The 20,914-nt window shown below is 62.8% G+C and carries 25 protein-coding genes and 1 pseudogene; 12 read left to right on the plus strand and 14 right to left on the minus strand.

The window, feature by feature from the left end; all coding sequences use genetic code 11:
• Positions 1–226 (plus strand): annotated as a pseudogene (locus tag G522_RS30330) (IS5/IS1182 family transposase); the annotation flags it as partial.
• Positions 227–361: 135 nt separating this feature from the next.
• Here the strand turns inward: G522_RS30330 and G522_RS28425 are convergent.
• Positions 362–928: a class I SAM-dependent methyltransferase gene (locus G522_RS28425; protein WP_036840728.1), complete on the minus strand. Its 567-nt coding sequence runs from the start codon at positions 926–928 to the stop codon at positions 362–364.
• Positions 929–987: 59 nt separating this feature from the next.
• Here G522_RS28425 and G522_RS0123415 point away from each other — a divergent pair, with 59 nt between their 5' ends.
• The gene (locus G522_RS0123415) at positions 988–1,449 is read left to right on the plus strand and encodes a MarR family winged helix-turn-helix transcriptional regulator (protein WP_026793104.1); all 462 of its coding nucleotides are present in this window, start codon (positions 988–990) and stop codon (positions 1,447–1,449) included.
• Between the two features lie 43 nt (positions 1,450–1,492).
• On the opposite strand, the gene G522_RS0123420 is transcribed toward G522_RS0123415, so the two are convergent.
• From G522_RS0123420 to G522_RS28430, 3 genes are all read right to left on the minus strand, one after another.
• Positions 1,493–3,172 carry a methyl-accepting chemotaxis protein gene (locus tag G522_RS0123420; RefSeq protein WP_026793105.1) on the minus strand — a complete coding sequence of 560 codons (1,680 nt, stop codon included), beginning with the start codon at positions 3,170–3,172 and terminating at the stop codon, positions 1,493–1,495.
• 222 nt (positions 3,173–3,394) lie between these two features.
• On the minus strand, positions 3,395–5,071 hold the full coding sequence (locus G522_RS0123425) for a methyl-accepting chemotaxis protein (RefSeq protein ID WP_026793106.1): 1,677 nt from the start codon (positions 5,069–5,071) through the stop codon (positions 3,395–3,397).
• A 174-nt stretch (positions 5,072–5,245) separates the two neighbouring features.
• Positions 5,246–6,049, minus strand: coding sequence for an HD-GYP domain-containing protein (locus G522_RS28430; RefSeq protein ID WP_169453592.1), 804 nt, complete (start codon positions 6,047–6,049; stop codon positions 5,246–5,248).
• Between the two features lie 676 nt (positions 6,050–6,725).
• Here G522_RS28430 and G522_RS29290 point away from each other — a divergent pair.
• Positions 6,726–7,712: an AraC family transcriptional regulator gene (locus G522_RS29290; RefSeq protein WP_026793107.1), complete on the plus strand. Its 987-nt coding sequence runs from the start codon at positions 6,726–6,728 to the stop codon at positions 7,710–7,712.
• A gap of 201 nt (positions 7,713–7,913) precedes the next feature.
• Positions 7,914–8,624, plus strand: coding sequence for a DNA helicase (locus tag G522_RS0123440; RefSeq protein WP_026793108.1), 711 nt, complete (start codon positions 7,914–7,916; stop codon positions 8,622–8,624).
• A gap of 76 nt (positions 8,625–8,700) precedes the next feature.
• On the opposite strand, the gene G522_RS30190 is transcribed toward G522_RS0123440, so the two are convergent.
• Positions 8,701–9,657, minus strand: coding sequence for a hypothetical protein (locus G522_RS30190; protein ID WP_036840732.1), 957 nt, complete (start codon positions 9,655–9,657; stop codon positions 8,701–8,703).
• Positions 9,658–9,876: 219 nt separating this feature from the next.
• On the opposite strand from G522_RS30190, the gene G522_RS0123450 reads away from it, so the two are divergent.
• The 5 genes from G522_RS0123450 (at position 9,877) to G522_RS0123470 (ending at position 12,702) form a co-directional block, all read left to right on the plus strand.
• A complete protein-coding gene (locus G522_RS0123450; RefSeq protein WP_026793109.1) occupies positions 9,877–10,443 on the plus strand; it encodes a helix-turn-helix domain-containing protein in 567 nt (188 codons plus the stop codon).
• 75 nt (positions 10,444–10,518) lie between these two features.
• A complete protein-coding gene (locus G522_RS0123455) occupies positions 10,519–11,043 on the plus strand; it encodes a GNAT family N-acetyltransferase (protein ID WP_026793110.1) in 525 nt (174 codons plus the stop codon).
• The gene (locus G522_RS28445; RefSeq protein WP_210162972.1) at positions 11,040–11,573 is read left to right on the plus strand and encodes a DMT family transporter; all 534 of its coding nucleotides are present in this window, start codon (positions 11,040–11,042) and stop codon (positions 11,571–11,573) included. The genes G522_RS0123455 and G522_RS28445 overlap by 4 nt, the downstream gene beginning before the upstream one ends.
• Positions 11,570–12,070, plus strand: a complete 501-nt coding sequence (locus tag G522_RS0123465) for a GFA family protein (protein WP_026793111.1) — start codon at positions 11,570–11,572, stop codon at positions 12,068–12,070. The genes G522_RS28445 and G522_RS0123465 overlap by 4 nt, the downstream gene beginning before the upstream one ends.
• A gap of 107 nt (positions 12,071–12,177) precedes the next feature.
• Positions 12,178–12,702: a dihydrofolate reductase family protein gene (locus tag G522_RS0123470; RefSeq protein WP_026793112.1), complete on the plus strand. Its 525-nt coding sequence runs from the start codon at positions 12,178–12,180 to the stop codon at positions 12,700–12,702.
• Between the two features lie 50 nt (positions 12,703–12,752).
• Here the strand turns inward: G522_RS0123470 and G522_RS0123475 are convergent, their stop codons facing one another.
• Positions 12,753–13,439, minus strand: coding sequence for a type 1 glutamine amidotransferase domain-containing protein (locus tag G522_RS0123475; protein ID WP_026793113.1), 687 nt, complete (start codon positions 13,437–13,439; stop codon positions 12,753–12,755).
• Between the two features lie 381 nt (positions 13,440–13,820).
• Here G522_RS0123475 and G522_RS0123480 point away from each other — a divergent pair, with 381 nt between their 5' ends.
• Positions 13,821–14,048, plus strand: coding sequence for a hypothetical protein (locus G522_RS0123480; RefSeq protein WP_026793114.1), 228 nt, complete (start codon positions 13,821–13,823; stop codon positions 14,046–14,048).
• A gap of 16 nt (positions 14,049–14,064) precedes the next feature.
• Here the strand turns inward: G522_RS0123480 and G522_RS0123485 are convergent, their stop codons facing one another.
• Positions 14,065–14,730 carry a spermidine synthase gene (locus tag G522_RS0123485; RefSeq protein WP_026793115.1) on the minus strand — a complete coding sequence of 222 codons (666 nt, stop codon included), beginning with the start codon at positions 14,728–14,730 and terminating at the stop codon, positions 14,065–14,067.
• 81 nt (positions 14,731–14,811) lie between these two features.
• Positions 14,812–15,414, minus strand: coding sequence for a LysE family translocator (locus G522_RS0123490; RefSeq protein ID WP_026793116.1), 603 nt, complete (start codon positions 15,412–15,414; stop codon positions 14,812–14,814).
• 95 nt (positions 15,415–15,509) lie between these two features.
• Here G522_RS0123490 and G522_RS0123495 point away from each other — a divergent pair, with 95 nt between their 5' ends.
• Positions 15,510–16,880: an aminotransferase-like domain-containing protein gene (locus G522_RS0123495; RefSeq protein WP_026793117.1), complete on the plus strand. Its 1,371-nt coding sequence runs from the start codon at positions 15,510–15,512 to the stop codon at positions 16,878–16,880.
• Positions 16,881–16,908: 28 nt separating this feature from the next.
• Here G522_RS0123495 and G522_RS0123500 read toward each other — a convergent pair whose 3' ends face one another.
• Positions 16,909–17,304, minus strand: coding sequence for a VOC family protein (locus tag G522_RS0123500; RefSeq protein ID WP_026793118.1), 396 nt, complete (start codon positions 17,302–17,304; stop codon positions 16,909–16,911).
• A 65-nt stretch (positions 17,305–17,369) separates the two neighbouring features.
• Positions 17,370–17,792, minus strand: coding sequence for a tautomerase family protein (locus G522_RS0123505; RefSeq protein WP_026793119.1), 423 nt, complete (start codon positions 17,790–17,792; stop codon positions 17,370–17,372).
• Between the two features lie 117 nt (positions 17,793–17,909).
• Between G522_RS0123505 and G522_RS0123510 the strand changes: the two genes are divergently transcribed.
• Positions 17,910–18,497, plus strand: coding sequence for a TetR/AcrR family transcriptional regulator (locus G522_RS0123510; RefSeq protein WP_026793120.1), 588 nt, complete (start codon positions 17,910–17,912; stop codon positions 18,495–18,497).
• A 242-nt stretch (positions 18,498–18,739) separates the two neighbouring features.
• Here the strand turns inward: G522_RS0123510 and G522_RS0123515 are convergent, their stop codons facing one another.
• The 4 genes from G522_RS0123515 to G522_RS0123530 all read right to left on the minus strand — a co-directional run bounded on the left by G522_RS0123515 (position 18,740) and on the right by G522_RS0123530 (position 20,779).
• Positions 18,740–19,234, minus strand: coding sequence for a DUF2867 domain-containing protein (locus tag G522_RS0123515; protein WP_026793121.1), 495 nt, complete (start codon positions 19,232–19,234; stop codon positions 18,740–18,742).
• A gap of 110 nt (positions 19,235–19,344) precedes the next feature.
• A complete protein-coding gene (locus G522_RS0123520; protein WP_026793122.1) occupies positions 19,345–19,707 on the minus strand; it encodes a nuclear transport factor 2 family protein in 363 nt (120 codons plus the stop codon).
• Between the two features lie 34 nt (positions 19,708–19,741).
• On the minus strand, positions 19,742–20,125 hold the full coding sequence (locus G522_RS0123525; protein WP_026793123.1) for an ACT domain-containing protein: 384 nt from the start codon (positions 20,123–20,125) through the stop codon (positions 19,742–19,744).
• Between the two features lie 48 nt (positions 20,126–20,173).
• Positions 20,174–20,779: a GNAT family N-acetyltransferase gene (locus G522_RS0123530; protein WP_026793124.1), complete on the minus strand. Its 606-nt coding sequence runs from the start codon at positions 20,777–20,779 to the stop codon at positions 20,174–20,176.
• Between the last annotated feature and the right edge of the window lie 135 nt (positions 20,780–20,914).

A 20,914-nucleotide genomic window follows, 5' to 3' on the forward strand; every position in this document is an offset into this window, starting at 1 on the left:
CAAAAAGCCCAAGGGCAAGCCGATGAACGAGGCGACGCGCCGGGCCAACAATCTCAAATCCAAGGTGCGCTCCCACGTCGAGCACGTCTTTGCCGAACAGAAGGCCCGGATGGGTTTGTTCATCCGGACCATTGGTATCGCCAGGGCGACGACCAAGATCGGTCTCGCCAACCTCGTCTACAACATCAAACGGCTGATCTGTTTGGAGCGGAGCGCGGCGGCGTAGGCCGAAGGTCCACGGAGATAAGCCCCCCAGCAAAGCGGCTGTTCCCAAAGCCGAGCCGTCAGGATACTGCGCCGAGGCGGCTCCTACGATCCCGTAGCCGTCCAGAAAACCCGGTTAATCGAACCGTCCAGCTTCCTAAAGTCGCTCCAGCCACAGCCAGTAGGACCGCGCAAACCGGCGGCGGCTTGGGGCGGAACGGACGAGGCGAAAATGTCCCTCAAAGATCGCTTCGGCGGCATCGGGCGTGAACGGCTGATCGCTCGGCGCCGTCTCCATCCCCCAGATCAGCAGGGTCGCGCCCGGTTTCAGCACCGACGCCGCGCCGGCCGCGTAGGCCGCCTGTCCCTCGGCATCGAGGCAGTGAAAGCAGCCGATGTCGAAGGCCGCGTCGAACGGACCGCCGGGAACGTGGAGGTTGGTCACGTCGGCCACCATAAAGTTGGCCCGGCGGGCCTTGCCGGCGACGCGCGCCGAAGCTTTGTCGATAGCGACGGGCGAGAAATCGACACCGGTGCTGTCAAGGCCGCGCTCGGCCAGATATTGCGAAAACCGGCCGAGGCCGCAGCCGAGTTCCAACACCTTGCCGTCCGCCAGCCGGTCGGCAATTGCCTTCACCTCGCGGGGAACGCGGATGTCGCCCCACAGGGTGAGGGGCGCGCGATAGGCGGCGTCGAAGCCGGCACTTGTGGTCGGGGCCGTCATGGTTCATCTCCTTGTCGTCGCTCGTCGCGATGCACGGACTCTAAAATATATAGCATGCTATGAAATTCAAGCCCCCAAGCCCGGAAGCCGCGCCATGGCAACCGGAAGCCACGCCGACCTTCTGGATCAACCACACCTCCCGCGTGGTGATGAAGCATTTCGAGCAGCGACTTCGCCCGCTCGATTTCGGCATGGCCTACATGCCGGTGGCCATTGCTCTTGAGGAAAACAGCCCGCTGCCCCAGAAGCAGCTGGCCGAATTGGCTCAGGTCGAGCAGCCGACCATGGCGGCCCTGTTGATGCGCATGGAGCGTGACGGTCTGATCGTCCGCAAGGCCAACAGCGCCGACCGCCGATCCACCCTGTTCGCCCTGACCGACAAGGCGCGAGATCGCCTGCCGGCCGCCAAGCAACAGTTGGCAGCGGTGGTGGCCCAGGCGATGAACGGCATTCCCGACGCCGATCAGGCGCGGCTGATGGCGCTGCTCGCCACCGTGGTCGGCAATCTGGAGAAGGAATGAGGCCTCTCCCCGAAGATCTCGCGGGGAGAGAGCCGAACAGCCGCTAAACCGCCGCCAGATCCTTGACGAAGGTTTCGACGGACACTTTCAATGTCGCCGCCTTTTGTGACAGGCCCGACGACATGGTCATCAGCTGGGTGGAGGCAGCGCCGGTCATTTCCGCTGCCTGGCCGACGCCGGAGATATTCTGCGTCACCTGCGTGGTGCCCGACGCCGCCTGCTGGCAGTTGCGAGCAATCTCGTCGGTGGTGGCGCCCTGCTCCTCGATGGCGCTGGCGATCGCCGCCGATGCTTCCTTGATGCCGCTGATGGTCTTGATGATTTCCGACATGGAGCTGACCGTGCCGTCGGTCGCCGTCTGGATCTCTGAGACTTTCACCTCGATTTCCTGCGTGGCTTTCGACGTCTGGTCAGCCAGTTGTTTGACCTCGGCAGCGACAACGGCAAAGCCCTTGCCGGCTTCACCGGCTCGCGCGGCCTCGATGGTGGCATTCAAGGCCAGAAGGTTGGTCTGGTCGGCGATGCCTCGGATCAGGTTGATGACGTCGCCGATGGCGGCGGCGGCCGAGGCCAGGGAGGCGATCCGCTCGTTGGAAGCCTGCGCCTCCCGATAGGCGTTGTCAGCGATCTCGGCCGAGTGGGTCACTTGGGTGGAAATCTCCCTTACGGAAACAGCCATTTCCTCGGAAGCGGCGGCCACCGTCTGCACGTTGTTGGCAGCTTCCTCGGCGGCGGCGGCGACGGCCTGAGCCTGGCGTGCCGTCTCCTCGGCGGTGGCCGATAGGCCACGGGCGCTTTCCGCCACTTCATCCGACGTCTGGGCGAAGTCGGTGGCCACGCTCTGCATGTCGGATACGAAGCGCGTGCCGACCTCGTTGCGGCGGACAATCGCCTGATTGGTGACTTCCTCGGCCCGCTTCTGCTCTTCGCGAACAGCGCGAGCCTCGCGCAGGTCGGCGCGCAGCTTCACCAGGGAATTGGCGATGGCGCCCACCTCGTCCTTGCGGTCGGCATGCGGCACATCAATGCTGAGCTCACCGTGGCCCAGCGCGTCCATCACCTTGAGCGAATCCTTGACCGGTCCAACGATGAACCGCCGCGTGACGACGATGGCAAGGCCGATCACCAAGATGCTGCTGAGAACCATGACGAGGCCGGCGGTCAGCTCCGACCGATAGGCGATGACGTCGCCCTCCTTGTCCAGCCGATCCTTTTCGGCAAGCAGCTTGTCGTTGAAGACGACGGCCTCAGCGATCGTCGCATCGATTTCCGACACGCACACATCCTGCAGGGTCTTGACGACCGGCGCCCCCGCCTTGATCTTATCGACGGCCTGTTTGCAGTCGACGTTGACGGCATTTTTCGCCTTCTGAAGAACAGCGGCGATTTCGCCGGCGCCCTCCGGGTAAGCTTGAGCGGCAAGGCCGTTCTGCTTTTCGTAGCTCTCCATCGACTTGGAGATGGTCGCCTCGGCCATGGCGGTCTCGTCCGCCGTAGCAGCAGCCACTAACGCCCAAAGCCCGGTTTCCGCCTGCCGCATGTCGCGACTGGTGCGCGCCAGAGAGGTGGCCGCCGCGGCGGGACCTTCGATGATCCGACTGTTAATGGTATTGACGGCGTCGATCTGCGTACCGGCGTAGACGATTACCCCAAACGAAACTGCGGCCAGCAACAACAGAAGGCAAATAACCTTCGTCTGTAGGGTAAGATTTCTGAACGACACAGCAAGCGCTCCTCAGTGGAAAAACAACCCCACCGAGACCACTCGTAGCCTTAACATGATAAATTATCCCTAAAGATAAGAAGAATTCACGCTATTTGATTAGTGTTACTCCACAGTCATATTTTAATATTTGCAGTACACTGTACAACACAACCAGAGCTCTGCTTGGTGCATACCCTCTCGCCTCCCCGAGATTCTTACCCCAGGGAGGCGACATGCGGCCTACACCGCCGCCAGATCCTTGACGAAGGTTGCCACCGACGCCTTCAGGGTGGCCGCCTTTTGTGACAGGCCCGAGGACATGGTCATCAGCTGGGTCGAGGCGGCGCCGGTCATTTCCGCCGCTTGGCCGACGCCGGAGATATTCTGCGTCACCTGCGTCGTGCCCGACGCCGCCTGCTGGCAGTTGCGAGCAATCTCGTCGGTGGTGGCGCCCTGCTCCTCGATGGCGCTGGCGATCGCCGCCGACGCTTCCTTGATGCCGCTGATCGTCTTGATGATTTCCGACATGGAGCTGACCGTGCCGTCGGTCGCCGTCTGGATCTCTGAGACCTTCACCTCGATCTCCTGCGTGGCTTTCGACGTCTGGTCAGCCAGTTGCTTGACCTCGGCTGCCACCACGGCAAAGCCCTTGCCGGCTTCACCGGCCCGTGCCGCTTCGATGGTGGCATTCAAGGCCAGGAGGTTCGTCTGGTCGGCGATGCCTCGGATCAGATTGATCACGTCGCCGATGGCGGCGGCGGCCGAAGCAAGCGTGGCGATCCGCTCGTTGGACGCCTGCGCCTCCCGATAGGCATTGTCAGCGATCTCGGCCGAATGGGTCACCTGGGTGGAAATCTCCCTGACCGACACGGCCATTTCCTCCGACGCGGCAGCTACCGTCTGCACGTTGTTGGCGGCCTCCTCGGCAGCGGCTGCGACGGCCTGCGCCTGGCGCGAGGTTTCCTCGGCGGTGGCCGACAGGCCACGGGCGCTTTCCGCCACTTCGTCTGACGTCTGAGCGAAATCAGTGGCGATACCCTGCATTTCCGAAACGAAACGCACTCCCACCTCATTGCGGCGGACCACCGTCTGATTGGCGGCTTCCTGTGCCTCACTGTGCTCTTTTCGGATCGTTTCGGCGTGCTGCAGATCAGCCCTGAGCTTGAGGAGCGAGCTGGCAATGGCGCCGACCTCGTCCTTGCGCTCGACATGTGGCACGTCGACGCCGAGTTCACCGCGTCCGAGAGATTCCATGACGTGCAGCGACTCCCTGATCGGGCCGACAATGGAGCGACGCGCAACGATGATGGCCAAGCCGATCACCACAAGGCTGCTCAGCACCATGACGAGGCCGGCGGTCAGCTCCGAATGATAGGCGACGACATCAGCGGCGTCATTGAGCCGGTCCTCCTCGGCGGCAATCGTGGCGTTGAAGGCGGACGAGGCGGCGGCCGTCGCATCGAGGTCGGCAACGCAGCTCTCCCGCATGGTCGAAAAGGCCGGCGCCCCCGCCTTGACCGCAGCGACAGCCTTTTTACAAGCGTCGACTGCGCTTTTCGCCTGGTCGAGGACGGCGGCGATCTGGCTGGCGCCCGAGGGGAAAGCCTTGGCGGCGATGCCGTTCTGTTGCTCGTAGCTGGCCATGGACTTGGCGATGACCGCCTCGGCCGTGCTCATCTCGTCCGGCGTGCTGGCGGTGACCGATGCGAGAAGGCCGGCCTCAGTCTGCCGGAGATCCCGATTACACCGCGACATCGCTACGGTCGCCGCCGCCGGGCCATCGATGATCTGGCCGTTGATAGTGTTAACAGCGTCGATCTGCGTACCCGCGTAAACGATCACTCCAAATGAAACGGCGGCTAACAGTGCCAGCAGGCAAATAACCTTCCACTGCAAGGCAAGATTCTTGAACGACACAACAGGCGCTCCTCGGTAACTGAATGCTTCATCAGTTAAACAGATAGAGCTTCCGAGATGAACATTCCGTAAAATCTATCACTAATATTGCTAATTGATTGTACAATCATTCGTTTTATCTAATTAAAACATCAACTTCAGATATTATATCTTCATTTATTACTCAACAATACTTCAAGACCGAAAGATACCGACGATCTCGCCGTCCAACTTCCCGGCTCGCGTCATCTCGATGAGAATGGAAAAGGCCTCATCCCGGCTCATGGCCGGACGATAGGGACGCCTTTCCGTCAACGCGCTCAGCACGTCACAAACGGTAACGCAGCGCGTGCGCCAGGAAATCTGCCCGCCCACGAGCCCAAAGGGGTAGCCCGTTCCATTGAGATATTCGTGATGGTGCCGGATGATCTCCAAAACCGAGTTCCAGCCGAAAATCCGCTTGTCGCTCAGAAGCTCGTAGCCGGCCTCGGCATGGGTGCGGATCCTGTCGATCTCCACCGGGCGGAGGCTCCGCTGCAGCATCAGCAGGCTGATCGGCACCGATAGCTTGCCAATGTCGTGCAGCAGCGCGCCGACAGCAAGGACAGCACGCTCGTTGTCCTCAACGCCCGTCTGACGGGCAACGAACATCGAGAGCTCCAGGGTCTTCAGACAATGGACGAAGGTGAAGCGATAACGGGTGCGGAGCACGGTGAGCAGAGAAATGGCGTCGGCGTCGACAAGATATTGATGAACGAGCTTGATCGCCGCGACGCCCGTGCCGCTCCGAACCAGCGCGCCGTGGACGAGCAACGCGGTTCTTCTGTCGGGAAAATCCATGCCGGCAAGCGCAGCGACCAGCGGATAGTCCGCATTTTCTGCCGAGAGTCCTGAAGCATAATCGTCGCCATGCCCGGCATCTTCATCTGTGAAAACCTGCCTACACACGTCTCCACCCCACCTTTCCATCAACGAACCAGCAGGCAACACGCTGGACATGAAGGGGAAATTTGAAAACCGACGTCTCGCACGAGGAAAACAGTCATAAGAACGAGTTGGCAGGGCACCTGCCGCCCCTGAGAACACGATGGAGGTCATACTGAAGACCGTTCTACGTCCACCCTATAACCCGAGGCGATCGGGCGGCGCCCGCCAGCGCCAGCGTTAAAAAATAGGCAGCAATTCCTAGGCGACCGCTAATGCGCGTTTTGTGCCGAACGGCGTTTTTTGTACGGACGCCAAGGTAGGGATTCGTCCCGGCTTCCGGCTAAGATCGCGGGCCGAAACAAAAGGCAGGACAGCACCCGTATAGCGAGTGAACTCACCAAGAATCTACTAGTGCTTTTGCAAATTCCTCAATCCACATATCTTGCTAATACTATATATTCGGAGCATCGACCTGCGATCGGCTGAATGAAATGTACCTTTCCCTTAACGGTTACCCAACCCAGCATCGGCATTTCGCTTGACAGCGTCCTGAGCTTCGCATGTCCTGACGGCAAGCGCGCAACGGATCTTCGGGCGAAGACCTAGAGCAATTTCAGCAAAAGTGGAAACCGGTTTTGCGTCCGAAATTGCGGTGAAACAAAAAGCTAGAGCATTTCCGGCGAACCGGAGTTCGCCGGAAATGCCCTAACGTCGGTCAGAAGCCGTTCGCGCCGGGCAGAGAGGGGACATGCGAAGTATCGGCGACCACATGGGTCGGACAAACCACCAGAGCGTCTATCGCAACATAGAAGAGCTGAAGGATCTTCTCACGCGTGTCTACGGCCCATCGGTCAACCTTTCCGGTACCAGCGATTCCACGCTCAATTTCAAGATATCCACCTTCCGCGATACTCGTCTCACTCTCAGCTATTGCCAGACAGGTGGCGATCTCGACTCGTCTTTCGAAGCCGACAGCGACGATATTCTGATCATCACCCGGCAGCGTGGCGATTTCGCCATTCGCACCTGGCGCGGCGATTATCCGGTGGCCGCCGACGTCGGCTTCGTGTTCACCATGAACCATGCCATCGGCTATTCCTCCACCAAAGCCACGGCAACGACCACCTTCCATATCAACCGTCCCGGCTTCGACGCCGCCCTGCGGCAATATGCCGAGGACACGCCCGTCCGCTGGTCAGGCATCCAGAATTTTCCGCTGGGTGGTGCGTTCGGCCATCTGATTCAGGCGCTGTCCGGCCGCTACCGAGAGAATTTCGAAAACCGCGCCGAATACGTGACCTCCGACGCCAGCCTGAACCTCATTCGCGACGCCGCGATGGTCGCCATCGCCGAGTTGGTGTCGTCGAGGCACGACGACCATCGCCGCGAGAAATTCATCGCCTCTCGACGCAACGTCATGCGGGCCGTCGACCTCATCAACAGCCAGACCGAGCCGCGGACCATCCATGATCTGGCCGCTGCCCTCGGCATCAGCGTGCGCGCCTTACAGGACGGCTTTCGCAAGCATCTCAACGTCTCGCCGCACCGCCTGCTGAAAACCGGTCGCATTGAGGGCGCGCGGCGCGATCTGGTTTCCGGCGAGGCGAGTTCCGCCCGCGCGGCCGCGGCCAAGTGGGGCTTCAGCAACATGGCCCGCTTCAACCAGGAATATTTCGAGGTCGTCGGAAAGTACCCTAGCGACACGATCCGCATCTGGCGTAGCGGGGGCGCCTGAGGCCATCGAGCCGCATCGACGCGCGCCCTTCCCGCTTGCCGAGACTCGCCCGGCTCGCTAACCTCCTCGCCAAGGCGCGGCCCGCGCCTCCTCCCTCCTATCGGGAAAGCATTCGACATGCCGGGCAAGTGACAATCGTCGAACCATCTGTTCGAGCGTCGCATGCGGAGGGGTTGCGTTTGGCTCGTGACGGAGGTTGCGATGAAACTCTCTGCGCCGATTTTCCAGCTGAAACGCCGCGCCAAGCTGATGGCCCGCGCCGGCAATCTGCCGCTCCATGAAGCGCTCGATAAGGTCGCCCGCGAGGAAGGCTTCGCCCGCTGGAGCCTTCTGTCGTCGACCATGGCCGCCGGGTCACTGTCGCAAACGGTCCTCTCCCGGCTCGACGACGGCGACCTGCTGCTGATGGCCGGTCGCCCCGGCCAGGGCAAGACGCTGCTCGGCCTGCAACTGCTGCTCGACGCGGTGCGCGCCGGCCGCAGGGCGCTGTTCTTCACCCTGGAATACACCGAGCCGCAGGCGCGCGGCCATCTCCGCAAACTGGCCACGCCAGCCGATCTCGCCGACAAGGTGGAGGTGGTCACCACCGAGGCGATCGGCGCCGACCTCATCATGGCCCACATGGCTGACGCGGCACCGGGATCGGTGGCGGTGGTCGATTATCTCCAGATCCTCGATCAGCAGCGCAGCAAGCCGCCGCTCGCCGATCAGATCGCGGCGCTCAGCGCCTTTGCCAAAGACAGGGGCCTGATCCTCGGCTTCATCTCGCAGATCGACCGCGCCTTCGATCCCGAGGCCAAGCGCCTGCCGGATATTGGCGACATCCGCCTACCCAACCTCGTCGACCTCGGCCTCTTCACCAAGGCCTGCTTCCTCCACAATGGCGAAGCGCAGCTGCAGAACGTGGCTTGAGCAAGTGGGGGCCGCCGCGATGCCGGGCGTTGCCGTGGCACGCTTGGAGGGAGCCCCTTATCCAATTATAGTGTTACTACGTTAGTTTTTTACGCAACTGCTCAGCACGACGTTTGACGCCGATTTTGGAGTCCAGTGCCAGCGCTTCCTCATATGCTTTCAACGCGGGCTTCCAATCTTCCAGTCCATCAAGGCAGATGGCTTTGAGCTTCAAACCAAGGGCGCGAGTTCTAAAATCATCAGCGCGCAACGCGGCCAAGCCTGTGTCTGCGCAAGCAACAAGGCGGCGGGCAAACTCACCCTCTGGCTTCGGATGGGTTTCGTTAATAACCTTTTGAAGCATATAGAGATCGCCGCGATCGAGACTCGATTGAACCCAGAGCTCACGATCAAGGAACTCGCCCGAAAGCGTATAGCGCAATGGTGGCCCGTATTTATAGACCAGAGAAACCTGATTACCGTCTGCGCTGAAGGCATAAGCATTCGCCCAGCTAGACTCTGGACGCCAGCGCGCGACCTCTTCGGACTTATCGAGGTCAAAGATTGTAAGCACAGAGCCGTCCCGCTCGCTGGGAGCATGGCATGTCTGGCAGCAGGCGAAGCGTCCATCACGTGAAACGCCACAATTATAAAGATTAGCAAGGAATTTACTGCACAGAATTCGAGTTCCGTCGGAACGAAAGGCGTAGAATGAGCCACGCAACTGGGTGCTGGAAAAACGCCAGTCGTTCAGCACAAAAACGCCGTTGTCCGCGACGTGGCCATCATTAGGGCGCTCCATTCTGCCCTCGACAATAAGTTGATCTCGATCGACCAAAAGATATCGACCTTTACCTTCACTTCTCGCGCCACCGCGTGTGCCGTCATCGTTGGCATCACACCATGCAAGGGTGAAACGCCCATCCGGGGAAACGGAGCTTTGCCCGTAGAACTGCCGAGCACCAATGGTAATGAGCGTCAAATTTCCGCTGCGTGTAGTCTCAATCTTCACACGTACGGGCTTGGCTCCCCGTAGCCACGACAAGATGGACATGCCAGTTCTCCTGAGACAGGACGAAGTCAGGACTCCCATCTCTGCAACCCAAGATAACGATCAGCTTACCTAAAGGACATAACTGAATAAGTTCTATGTAGAGACCTCTATCATCGAGCAGACAGAACCAGTTGAAGTTATCGGGCGACGACGCCGCTCCTTTGTAAGGTCCTCATTACCCCCGTTGTCCCTTCCCTCTCCGTCCACTATCTTGGACGAATGAGCGACAATAACGACATCGACCGCCGCATTGGCGCACGGGTTCGCATCGAGCGGGAGAGCCGCGGCTGGTCGCTGACCGAACTGGCCGAGAAGGCCTCCGTCTCCCGCGCCATGATCCACAAGGTGGAGCGCGGCGACAGCAGCCCCACCGCCAACCTTCTCGGAAAACTCTCCGGCGCGTTCGGCCTCAGCATGTCGACGCTGATGGCCCGCGCCGAGGCGCCCGAGGGCCGCCTGATCCGCCGGGGCGACCAGCCGCTCTGGACCGACCCCGACACCGGCTATCTGCGCCGGCAGGTATCGCCCCACTCCGACCTTCCCATGGAAATCGTCGAGGTGACACTGCCGGCCGGCCGCGCCGTGCCGATGCCCGCCTCGGCCTACGCCTTCCTGCGCCAGTTGATCTGGGTGCTCGACGGCGACCTCACCTTCATCGAAGGCGAAACGCACCACGAGATGCACCAAGGCGACTGCTTGGAGCTCGGCCCGCCCTCCGACTGCGTGTTCAGGAACGACTCCGACCGCCCCTGCACCTATGCGGTGACGCTACTCAAGCTCCGCTGACATCGCAGCCTCTTGCCACCATTCATCCACTATAGTAGACAATATGTCTTCAATAGTGGATGAAGGGGGGCAGTCATGCAGATCCGTGACGCGGTGGCGGTCGACATTGCCGGCATTACCGAGATCTACAATCACGCGGTGGTGCACACCGCTGCCATCTGGAACGAGCAGGTGGTGGACGTTGCCAATCGCGCCGCCTGGCATGCCGACCGCGTGCGTCAGGGCTATCCGTTGCTGGTGGCTGTGGACGAAAATGACGCCGTGCTCGGCTACGCCACCTTCGGCGACTGGCGCCCGCACGATGGCTATCGCCACACGGTCGAGCACTCGGTCTACGTCCGCTTTGATGCGCGCGGCCAAGGCATCGGCGAGGCGTTGATGCACGCGCTGATCGCCCGCGCCCGCACCATCGGCAAGCACGTGATGGTCGCCGGTATCGAAGCCGGCAACACCACCTCCATCCGCCTGCACAGGAAGCTGGGCTTCGCCGAGGTCGGCCTGCTGCCGCAAGTCGGCATGAAGTTCGGCAAGTGGCTCGACCTCGCCTTCCTGCAACTGGTGCTCGACGACCGTGCCACGCCCGACACGCCGCTCACATGACGATCTTCGCCCTGCTGATCGCCGCCGGTGGCGCCATCGTCATCCAGAACCTGATCATGGCGCAGATCTCGGCCGCCTCATCGACACCGATCATCGCCATGGCCCTGAACTCGGTCGTCGGCGTCAGCCTCTTGCTGGCGCTGCTCGCCTTCAGATCCGGCACCGCCGGCTTTACCGAACTCACCGCCGCCTTCGGCTGGCGCAGCCTGATCCCCGGCCTCCTCGGCACCTTCTTCGTCTTCGCCAGCCTGATCGGCTACCAGCGCCTCAGCGCCGGGACAACCATATCCGTGCTGGTGACCAGCCAACTGATCGGCGGCCTCGTGGCAGATGCCATCCGCACGGGCGGTGCGAGGCTGGGATACGCCGACGCTGATCGGTGCGGCGATGCTAGGCGTGGGGACAGTGCTGGTGGCGAGGGCTTAGCTCCCCTCGGGTTCGTGTCGGCACGGCAAATCAACCTGCTGACACAAAAATCCGATCCTCCTGCTAAGCTTCCTCAAGAGGCCCGCTCGAGGAGGAACCCATGAACCGCATCGACACCGAGGTGACCGGCGGCTGCCAGTGCGGGGCCGTTCGCTACCGCGCCACCGCCATGCTCGACAACTCGCATCTCTGCCATTGCCGCATGTGCCAGAAGGCTACCGGCAACATCTTCTCCGCATTGGTCGCCGCGCCCGACGACGCGCTCACCTGGACCCGCGGCAGGCCGAGCGTGTGGAAGAGTTCGGAGAAGGTCGAGCGCGGCTTCTGCGCCAACTGCGGCACGCCGCTGTTCTTCCACCATGTCGAGAACGGCCGCACCAACCTGATGATCGGCACGCTCGACGATCCCAGCGCCTTCCCGCCGCATTCCAACATCTGCACCGAAAACATGGTGGCTTGGTTCGATACGATCACCGAGATCGAGAACACGGGCGCGACGGAGAACAACGGCGCCGCCTGGGCGGCGGCGATCAAGGCGAGCAACAACCAGCACCCAGACCACGACACGGCAACGTGGGAGGTGAAGGCGCGGGAGGACTAGGTTCTCTCGACTTACGTCGGCCCTTGCCGCATCCTGCTCATGTCCCGCTCAGCACCCCGGCTAACACAGCGAATGAAGCCGAGAACGACATACGGGAGGCGAAGCAGATGGCGAAGCTGGTCTTTGCATTGAACCAGTCGCTGGACGGCTATGTCGACGACATGACGTTGGAGCCCGACCCAGTGCTGTTCCGCCACTTCATCGATGATATGCGCGCCATGTCCGGCTGCATCTACGGCCGACGCATGTACGAACTGATGCGCTATTGGGACGACGAACGCCCCGATTGGGACAACGCGGAGCGTGACTTCGCCGCCGCCTGGCGCAGCCGGCCGAAATGGGTCGTCTCGCGCACGCTGGAGCAGGTCGGCCCCAACGCCAGGCTCATCAGGGACGACGTCGAGGCAACTGTCCGCAATCTGAAGGCCCAGCGCGTCGGCACGCTCGAAGTCGCCGGCCCGGAACTGGCCGCCAGCCTCAGCCCTCTCATCGACGAATACCGCCTCTATCTCCACCCCGTCGTCATCGGTTCCGGCAAACCCTTCTTCGCCGCACCGCGCCCGCCGCTTCGCTTGGTGGCGAACGAGCGGATCGGCGAGAGCGTGGTCAGGTTGGTTTATGTGCCGAGGTAGGGGGCAACAGTCAGCGCATCATCGGTTGTCCGGCGAGATGCCGGCTCCCTTCACCGACCCGTCTTGAGCGTGTCCATCAGCAGGCGTGCGGTTTCCGCCGAAGACTGGGGGTTCTGACCGGTAACGAGCAGATCGTCCCGAACCGCGTAGGATCCCCAGTCCCGGCCCTTCGAGTAGAGGCCGCCCAGCGACTTCAGCTCGTCCTCCACCAAGAACGGTACCACGTCGGTCAGGCCGACGGCCGCCTCCTCGGAATTGGAAAAGCCGGTCACCTTCCTGCCCTCGACCAGCGGACGGCCAGCAGCGGTCCTGGCGCGTCGGAGGGCGCCCGGCGCGTGACAGACCAGCCCGACCGGCTTCCGAGCAGCCAGGAAGCTCTCGATCAGCGCAATCGACGTCGGATCTTCGGCAAGATCCCACAGCGGACCATGACCGCCGGGATAAAAGACGGTGTCGAAGTCGGCCTGGTTCACGTCCCTGAGCGGCACGGTGCTCGCCAGTGCGCGCACCGCCTCGGCATCAGCCTCGAAGCGACGCGTCTCCTCGCTTTGCGAGTCCGGCTCGCTGCTCCTCGGGTCCAGCGGCGGCTGCCCGCCCTTGGGCGAGGCAAGCGTGATCTCGGCACCCGCCTCCTTGAACGCATAATAGGGGGCGGCAAGCTCCTCCAGCCAGAAGCCGGTCTTGTGACCCGTATCGCCGAGTTGGTCGTGCGAGGTGAGAACCATCAGGACTTTCATCGTCGCCTCCTTGCGTATTGTGGGCGGCCCGAGACCGTTACCAGGCGCAATGCCGATCCGGCCGGCCACCGTGTTCCTTCACACAGATGGTGTCGCGAACGCGATCCGGTACCGCCGGGGATGAAAATCAGAAAATGCCGCGTGTCCGCACCCCACGGGATCGGGTGCGGTGCGAGATCGGGCCACCTCCCGCGACCTCAAGGCTCACCGCGCCTGCACCCTCGAAGTCGCCACCCCGGAGCTCGCCGTCAGCCTCGGCCCCCTCATCGACGAGTATCGCCTCTATCTCCAGCCCGTCGTGCTTGGGAGCTTGATCATGCGCGGAACAAATGCTGCCGACCGGGGTTGGGCCTTCTCCCCTCTAGTACCCGGGAGAGCAAGATGGCTAGCGGACACGGCGACAACAAACATTTCGGCAAGGGATCGCAGGGCAAGGGCGACGGCACCGGCGCCATGACCGAGCTCGACAAGGGCCTCGTCGGCGAGAACGACATCCTGTCCAACCGCGACAAGCAGCAACATTCCAAGGCGCGCGGCCAGGACGGCAACGCCATCAAGACCGACCTGGAGCAGGACCACGCGGCCAACCGCCTGCCGCCGGAGGAGTGAACGTGGCCGTGTCTGCTTACTTGGTCGCCACCCAGATCATGTGACGAGCGCCGCGCTTCTTGCCGGCGCGCGTCGGCACTTCGGCCACCGTGAAGCCCACCTTTTTCAGGCGACGGGTGAAGGCGGGATCAGGCAACGACGACCACACCGTGAAGACACCGCCGGGGCGCAGCGCCCGAAAGGCCGCCTCGAGGCCGGCGGTGAAATAGAGCGCGTCGTTGCCTTGCTGCGCCATCGCCTCCGGGCCATTGTCGACGTCGAGCAGGATGGCGTCCCAGCTGTTGGCGGCGGCGCGGATGACCACGGCGACGTCCTCCACGCGCACGGCGACGCGGGGATCCTCAAGACAGCCGGCGAACACCTCGGCCATCGGCCCGTGCGCCCACTCGACCACTGCCGGCACCAGTTCGGCGACGGTGACGCGCGCGCTGTCGTCCAGCGCCTTCAGCGCCGCCCGTAGCGTGAAGCCCATGCCAAGGCCGCCGATCAGCATCTTCACCTGCGGCCGTCCGGCAAGCGCCGAACAGGCGAGCGTGGCCAGCGCCTCCTCCGAGCCGGAGAGGCGGGAATTCATCAGCGTGTTGGTGCCGATCATGATGGAAAATTCGCTGCCGCGCTGCATCAGCCGCAGCTCGGTGCCATCGTCGGTCTTTGCGGCGCCAAGCCGAACCCAGGGAAGCATAGAGAACACTCGTCAGTGAAAGTCGGCGGCACCCTACACGAGCGCGCGCCGATCGCACAGACCGCGCGCCGCCCGAGGATCTCAGCCGTTCATCACCAGGATGGGATAGAGCGAGGCCACCAGCAGCAATGCCATCACCACGTTGAAGACGCGCAGCAATGTCGCGTGATCGAGCAGGCCCTTCAGCAAGGTGCCGAAGCCGGCCCAGGCAGCAACGCAGGGCCCATTGACCAGCGTGAAGATCAGCGTGACGATCAACATATTGAAGAAATAGCCATTCTGCGGCGTGTAAGTCGCCACGGCGCCGATGGCCATGATCCAGGCCTTGGGGTTGATCCACTGGAAGGCCGCCGCTTGCAGGAAGGTCATCGGTTTGCCCCGGCCGCCCTCGCCGCTCATGCCGCCCGACCGGGCAATCTGCCAGGCAAGATAGAGAAGATAGAGCGCGCCGCCGTAGCGCAGCACGTCGTGCAGCAGCGGAAAGGCGACGAACACGCCGCCGATGCCCAGGCCCACCGCCAGCACCATCGCCGAGAAGCCGAGATTGACGCCGAGGATGTGCGGAAAGGTCGGCCGGAAGCCGAAATTGGCGCCGGATACCAGCAGCATGGTGTTGTTGGGCCCAGGGGTGATGGAGGTCACGAAGGCGTAAGCCGCGAAGGCGATGAGGAGATCGGGGGTCAAGGGCGCAGCTCTCGTCGAGGGATTTGCCGCCAGCCTACAAATGTGACACTATTCCTGCCAATGAAATAGCGTCATGTGACACTTCTGGGTCTGTCATGCACCTCGCCTCCCCCTGGAAACCGCGCCTTTCCGCCACCGATGGCGGCCCCGCCGAGCGGTTGGTGACGGCGCTGGCCGAGGATATCGCCGATGGCGTTCTCACCCGTGGCGATCGCCTGCCGCCGCATCGCGAGCTGGCCTACCAGCTGGGGATCGGGCTGGGCACGGTAACCAAGGCCTACGCCACGCTGGAGCGGCGCGGTCTGGTGCAGAGCGTGCGCGGCAGAGGTATGTTCGTCGCCGGTCTGACGCCCCGGCCCGCCACCGTCATCGACCTCAGCGTCAACACGCCGCCGCAGACGCTGGACGATCGCCTGATGGCCGCCACCCTCTCGGCAATGGCGAGACGCCTCGACGCCGGCACATTCGGCGCCTTCACGCCCGCCGCCGGGCGGCCGGAGCATCGCGCCCTGGCGGCCAAGTGGCTGGCCGGCCAGCGGGTGGAGATATCGCCGGAGTGCGTCCTGCTCTGCAACGGCGCGCAGCATGCCCTGGCGGTCGCCTTCGCCACCGCCTGTCCGCCCGGCAGCACGATTCTGACGGAAGCCACCACCTACCCCGGTGCCATCATGCTGGCCCGGCAAAGCGGTTGTCGGCTGGTCGGCCTCGCTCTCGATGGCGAAGGCTTGCGGCCGGACGCATTGGAGCGCGCCCTCGCCTCGACCACAGTCGCCGCTCTCTACGTCACACCTACCCTGCACAACCCGACAGGAGCGACCATGAGCATCGCCCGCCGCCGCGACATCGCGCGCCTCTGCCGGCACTATGACGTCACCATTATCGAGGACGACGTCTATTCCATCTTCGCCACGCCGAGCCTGTCGCCGCTCGCCAGCCTAGCGCCGGAGCGGACGCTCTACGTCAGCGGCCTTTCGAAAAGCGTCAGCCCCGGCCTCCGCGTCGGCATGCTGGCCCTGCCCCAGCGCTTTCTGGAACCGGCGCTGTCGCGCCTGCAGGCCACCTGTACCATGGCCTCGCCGCTCGCCGCGATGATCATGGAACAATGGCTGACCGACGGAACCGCCCAGTCGGTGGCCGCCTCGATCCGGCTGGAGACGGCCAAACGCCACGCCCTGATGAACAGCCTGCTGACCCCGGACTTGCCGGCCCGTGCCGTGAACGGCTTCCACGTCTGGCTGCCCATGCCCACCGAGGCGGCCGAACGCCTGGCGAGCAGCGCCGCCGCCCTGGGCGTCATCGTCACGCCGCCCCGCCTGCCGCTGGTCGATCCCTCAGCGACAGACGGCGGCATCCGCCTCTGCCTGGGAAGTCCGTCCGTCGACAAGCTGAAAGAGGCGCTGTCGCTCCTGGCGAGCCTCGTCAACGCCAGCGGACAGAGACACCCGGGCGATCAACCGCTGTTCTGATGGACCGTCGGCAGACGGACTGAAGGATCTAGACCTCGCAGTCCAGCATCCATTGAACGCCGTAGCGATCGGTGAGTTTGCCGAAGTAGCTTCCCCATGGCTGCATCTTGAGCGGCGTCGTCACCTTGCCGCCGACCTCAAGCTTGGCAAACAATCGGTCGGCGCTGTCACGGCTCTCCATGATGAGAATGTGCGACGAGCCGCGCATCGGCTCGGCATCGTGATTGTCCGAGGCGAAGAACAATACGCCCGGCCCCTCGAAGCGGGCGTGCATCACCTTGCCCCGCATCGCCTCGCTGGCCACGGGTATGCCGTGATCGCCATGGCGCATCAGCGTCGTGACCCGGCCGAGGCCGCACGCCGTATAGAAGGCGAGCGCTGCTTCGCAGTCGGTCGTGAAGAACAGATAGTTGGCAAGTTGCATGGCGGAACCTCCGGTCGATTGCCGGGCCAATTCGCCCGGCAATGCCTGGTGATCGTCGGATGACTTCAGGCGGCTGAGGCGGTGATGGCGTCGACGAGATCGCCATTGTCATAGCTGCGCCCGGCGATGCCCCAGGCGCCCTCGGGCACGTAGACGATGTTCGACCAGATATGGTCGCGCCGGAGCCGGCCGCCCGCCGCCCGCTCGACCACATCGGTGGCCCTCTCGATGAACGCCCGCTTCGCCTCGGCCGTCGCCAACGCGATCTCCGGCAACTTCAGCTCGACGAAAGCCGCCTCGACCGGCTTGCCGCCGGCAAGAACATGCCCCCTGGGCAACACGTTGATCGAGCCGACGATATTAGCGGTCATGAAGGCATTGCCGCTGAGGCCGGCGATCTCGAGCACCACTTCGGTCAGCCCGGCGAAGGCCTCGGCCTCGGCGGCCGGCGACAGCAGACCCTCCGGTATAGTCAGCGTGATGGGCATGGTTCCCTCCTTGTGTAACCCGTGTCCAGGGATGATATATAGCGAACACTCTCTATGGATACACACTGATCGCTCTCTATGCAACGATAAAGAGCGATCCCTCTTAAAGGGGCCGTCATGCGCTACAGCGCCGAGCACAAGATTGAGACGCGGTCGAAGGTTGTCGCGGCCGCCGGGCGGGTATTTCGCCAGGAGGGCTATGGCGGCGCCGGCATCGACGCGCTGACCAAGGCGGCCGGCGTCACCAATGGCGCCTTCTATGGCCACTTCAAATCCAAGAGCGAAGCCTTCCGCACCGCCGTCGTGGCCGGCCTCGAAGAGCTGCGGCAGGGAATCAAGGCGCTCAAGACCGAACAGCCGCAGGGCTGGCTGGCGACCTTCGTCGGCTACTATCTCGGCCACAAGCGCACCTGCGAGCTCGGCGAAAGCTGCGCGCTGCCGAGCCTCTCGGCAGACGTCATGCGCACCGACCCCGAAACCAGACGCGCCTATACCGAGAAACTGCAACAGCTCATCGCCGAAATCGCCGCCGGCCTGCCGGATGAAGTTTCGTCGGGTTCGACGGCAACCCCGCGAGAAGATCGGGCCATTCTCACGCTCGCCCTTCTCACCGGCGGCGTCACCCTCGCCCGAGCCGTATCCGACCCGGCGCTCTCCGAGCGAATTGCCAAGCTGGTGGCGGCCGAAGCATTGCGTTCGGCTTGATCCGGCGAACACAAGGATCGGCGCTCTATACCAGCCTCTCGCCCTACCATCCTGAGGTCCTGGCCTTCGCCAGAATGACAGATTGATATTCAGGATCAACCGGGTAGCGCCTCCCCCTTCAGCTTGATCCTGCTTACACACGCCCTCCAGCTAGACGCCCGCTCCCATAAGTCTGTCATCCTGGCGAAGGCCAGGACGTTGGGCAGAATGGAACGCGACGCCGATATCGATCTCCCATACCCTCACGCCGAAGCCACCCGCTTCTTCAGCACTTGCTTCACACGCTTCAGGTTGCTGTTGACGATCAGCTTGTGCGCCGGCCCGACGGGCAACATGTAGACGCGGCCGAAGCGGTTGTGCGTGACGACGGAGGCCGTTACCGTCAGCACCCGATCGTCAACCGAAAGGCAAATCATCACGTCGAGGTGCCGGTCGCGCGCCGTCAGCACCAGCCTGTCGGGAGCGCACTCCTCCACCAGAAAGAAATCCAGCCGGTCGCCGACCCCAACGCTGATGCGTTGCCGGCCGGAGAAGCCGTCGATGCGCTTGACGCCGAACAGCGCGGAAATCGCATCCCGCGTTCGGAAAGCAAGCCGCAGCAACACTCCCGGCTTGGCCGTCATGATGTTCCATGCTTCCAGCGGCGTGACCGCCACCGGCAGCAACACCGACCTTGTGTCGTAATAGTCGAGTTCGGCCGGCGGACGCAGGGTGCGGATGGGCGAGGCGCTCTCCAAGTCAGGGCTCCCTAAGGCATCATCCGACCGGAGTGAAACGAGGATCGAAAAGATGATGCTTTCTAAACAATTTAGAGCGCCGATCTGATTCATTCAGATCGAATAGCGCGCTAAGGCAGCATCCGCCGCTCGCCCATCTTGAACCAAGCCTTGGCAATCTTGCCAGCTTCGACCTCGTAGATGCAGACCACATCGACCTCGCCCTTCCCCTCGGGAAAGTTACGCGTCACCGTTTCATGGTCGACCACCAAGTTGTCCACCACGATGCGCGTCAGCAGCTTGCCATGAAGATCGGGCTCCATGAAACGCTCGACATGCCGCGCCCGGATCTCCGCCGCCCCCGACGCCAGAAGCGTCGACGGAAAAGCATAATACTGGCAATCCTCAGCCCACCAAGCCATGAACGCCTCGATGTCGCGGGCGTTGTAAGCCTCAAGCTGCTGCTGAACCGGCCATTCGATGTCGTGGGTCAAGGAATACCTCGGCTGAAAGGGTTGGGGGGATGGGTCAGAGGAGCGAATGCCCCGCCTGCGTCAGCAGACGGCACACCGTCTCGAGATCGGTTGCCTTCACCAGCAGATGATCTCCATCGAAGGTAGAGACCACGAAAATGCCGATCCCGTTGCTGGAGAGCGGCGCGATCACCGACAGGACGATGCCCGTTTCGTCAAAGGCGAACGGACCCTGCAATTTGAAGCAAGCCCAATCGCGATCCGCCTGCGCCTCCAGCGGAATGCGATCTTGCAGGCAGACGACGGACAGCTCATCATCGGTGCGGCTGATGCTGACGAACCCGCTGCCATCCGCCCAGGATGGAAGGGGATCGGTGGCATTGAGCCGGGCGACGCCATAGGCACCATTCAACAGCCGCATTTTAACCCGAGGCGCCATGTGAAACTCCCTTGGCCGAAAAACCGAAACGCTGTCGTGCCCTGAACCTCAGGACTCCCGAGGCAAATCCTTGCCCATCAGAATCCATTCGCCTGTTTCATCCGACCCCGGAAAGGGCGAAAAGGGTCGCCTGTCCCACTCGGCAAACCCGGCTTTCCGGTAGAGGCCATAAGCCCTCGTGTTGAAGCTGCCGACCATCAGCGTCAGCCGATCGTGGCCGGCGGCCCGCGCCATGTTCTCCGCTTCCGCCAGCAGGGATTTGCCAAATCCATGGTCCTGAAATTCGGGATAGATGGCCGCGGCCGACATATACCAGGTCCCGGCGGCCATGGCCTTCAGCTCATTGAGCGGCTTCACGACATCCATGCCAGGCACGCCGGACGGGTCGGGGATCACATATCCGCTCACCGCTCCCACCACCTGATCGCGTCCTTCGGCTACCCGCCAATTCCTGAAGTGCGTGAAATGGCTTTCGTCGTTGCGGATGATATCCCGGCCGACCTCGAAAGCCGACTGGCCGGCCGAGGCGGCCTGCTCCCACAGAAACGACGTCAGCCGGCGTGTCGCCATGTCGGCGAGAAGAACGAGATGCGGGCAATCGTTTGGCGTGGCCGGCCGGAAGGCGATGGGCCGAAAGTCAGGCGCAGGAGGCATGTTTCTTTCCCTGGATTGCAAGCTCTGGACAACAAAAAACCCGCCGACCGGACGGTGGGCAGGTTGCGCGGGATCCTGTGACGAGAGAGGGACTATGCCCCTCCGAAGCCTCGCCGTCGCGGAATCAACGCGCCT

The sequence above is a fragment of the Pleomorphomonas oryzae DSM 16300 genome (assembly GCF_000422965.1).
GTDB classification, from domain to species: domain Bacteria; phylum Pseudomonadota; class Alphaproteobacteria; order Rhizobiales; family Pleomorphomonadaceae; genus Pleomorphomonas; species Pleomorphomonas oryzae.

Excerpts from the sequence above, each read along its gene's own strand:
- G522_RS0123415 (WP_026793104.1), top strand. The coding sequence starts at position 988 with ATGAAATTCAAGCCCCCAAGCCCGGAAGCCGCGCCATGGCAACCGGAA.
- G522_RS0123505 (WP_026793119.1), bottom strand. The coding sequence starts at position 17,792 with ATGCCCATCACGCTGACTATACCGGAGGGTCTGCTGTCGCCGGCCGCC.
- G522_RS0123485 (WP_026793115.1), bottom strand. The coding sequence starts at position 14,730 with ATGCTTCCCTGGGTTCGGCTTGGCGCCGCAAAGACCGACGATGGCACC.
- G522_RS28445 (WP_210162972.1), top strand. The coding sequence starts at position 11,040 with ATGACGATCTTCGCCCTGCTGATCGCCGCCGGTGGCGCCATCGTCATC.
- G522_RS0123440 (WP_026793108.1), top strand. The coding sequence starts at position 7,914 with ATGAAACTCTCTGCGCCGATTTTCCAGCTGAAACGCCGCGCCAAGCTG.
- G522_RS0123450 (WP_026793109.1), top strand. The coding sequence starts at position 9,877 with ATGAGCGACAATAACGACATCGACCGCCGCATTGGCGCACGGGTTCGC.
- G522_RS0123465 (WP_026793111.1), top strand. The coding sequence starts at position 11,570 with ATGAACCGCATCGACACCGAGGTGACCGGCGGCTGCCAGTGCGGGGCC.
- G522_RS28425 (WP_036840728.1), bottom strand. The coding sequence starts at position 928 with ATGACGGCCCCGACCACAAGTGCCGGCTTCGACGCCGCCTATCGCGCG.
- G522_RS30190 (WP_036840732.1), bottom strand. The coding sequence starts at position 9,657 with ATGTCCATCTTGTCGTGGCTACGGGGAGCCAAGCCCGTACGTGTGAAG.
- G522_RS28430 (WP_169453592.1), bottom strand. The coding sequence starts at position 6,049 with ATGTCCAGCGTGTTGCCTGCTGGTTCGTTGATGGAAAGGTGGGGTGGA.
- G522_RS0123525 (WP_026793123.1), bottom strand. The coding sequence starts at position 20,125 with ATGGCGCCTCGGGTTAAAATGCGGCTGTTGAATGGTGCCTATGGCGTC.
- G522_RS0123500 (WP_026793118.1), bottom strand. The coding sequence starts at position 17,304 with ATGCAACTTGCCAACTATCTGTTCTTCACGACCGACTGCGAAGCAGCG.
- G522_RS0123530 (WP_026793124.1), bottom strand. The coding sequence starts at position 20,779 with ATGCCTCCTGCGCCTGACTTTCGGCCCATCGCCTTCCGGCCGGCCACG.
- G522_RS0123455 (WP_026793110.1), top strand. The coding sequence starts at position 10,519 with ATGCAGATCCGTGACGCGGTGGCGGTCGACATTGCCGGCATTACCGAG.
- G522_RS0123475 (WP_026793113.1), bottom strand. The coding sequence starts at position 13,439 with ATGAAAGTCCTGATGGTTCTCACCTCGCACGACCAACTCGGCGATACG.
- G522_RS0123480 (WP_026793114.1), top strand. The coding sequence starts at position 13,821 with ATGGCTAGCGGACACGGCGACAACAAACATTTCGGCAAGGGATCGCAG.
- G522_RS29290 (WP_026793107.1), top strand. The coding sequence starts at position 6,726 with ATGCGAAGTATCGGCGACCACATGGGTCGGACAAACCACCAGAGCGTC.
- G522_RS0123470 (WP_026793112.1), top strand. The coding sequence starts at position 12,178 with ATGGCGAAGCTGGTCTTTGCATTGAACCAGTCGCTGGACGGCTATGTC.
- G522_RS0123510 (WP_026793120.1), top strand. The coding sequence starts at position 17,910 with ATGCGCTACAGCGCCGAGCACAAGATTGAGACGCGGTCGAAGGTTGTC.
- G522_RS0123495 (WP_026793117.1), top strand. The coding sequence starts at position 15,510 with ATGCACCTCGCCTCCCCCTGGAAACCGCGCCTTTCCGCCACCGATGGC.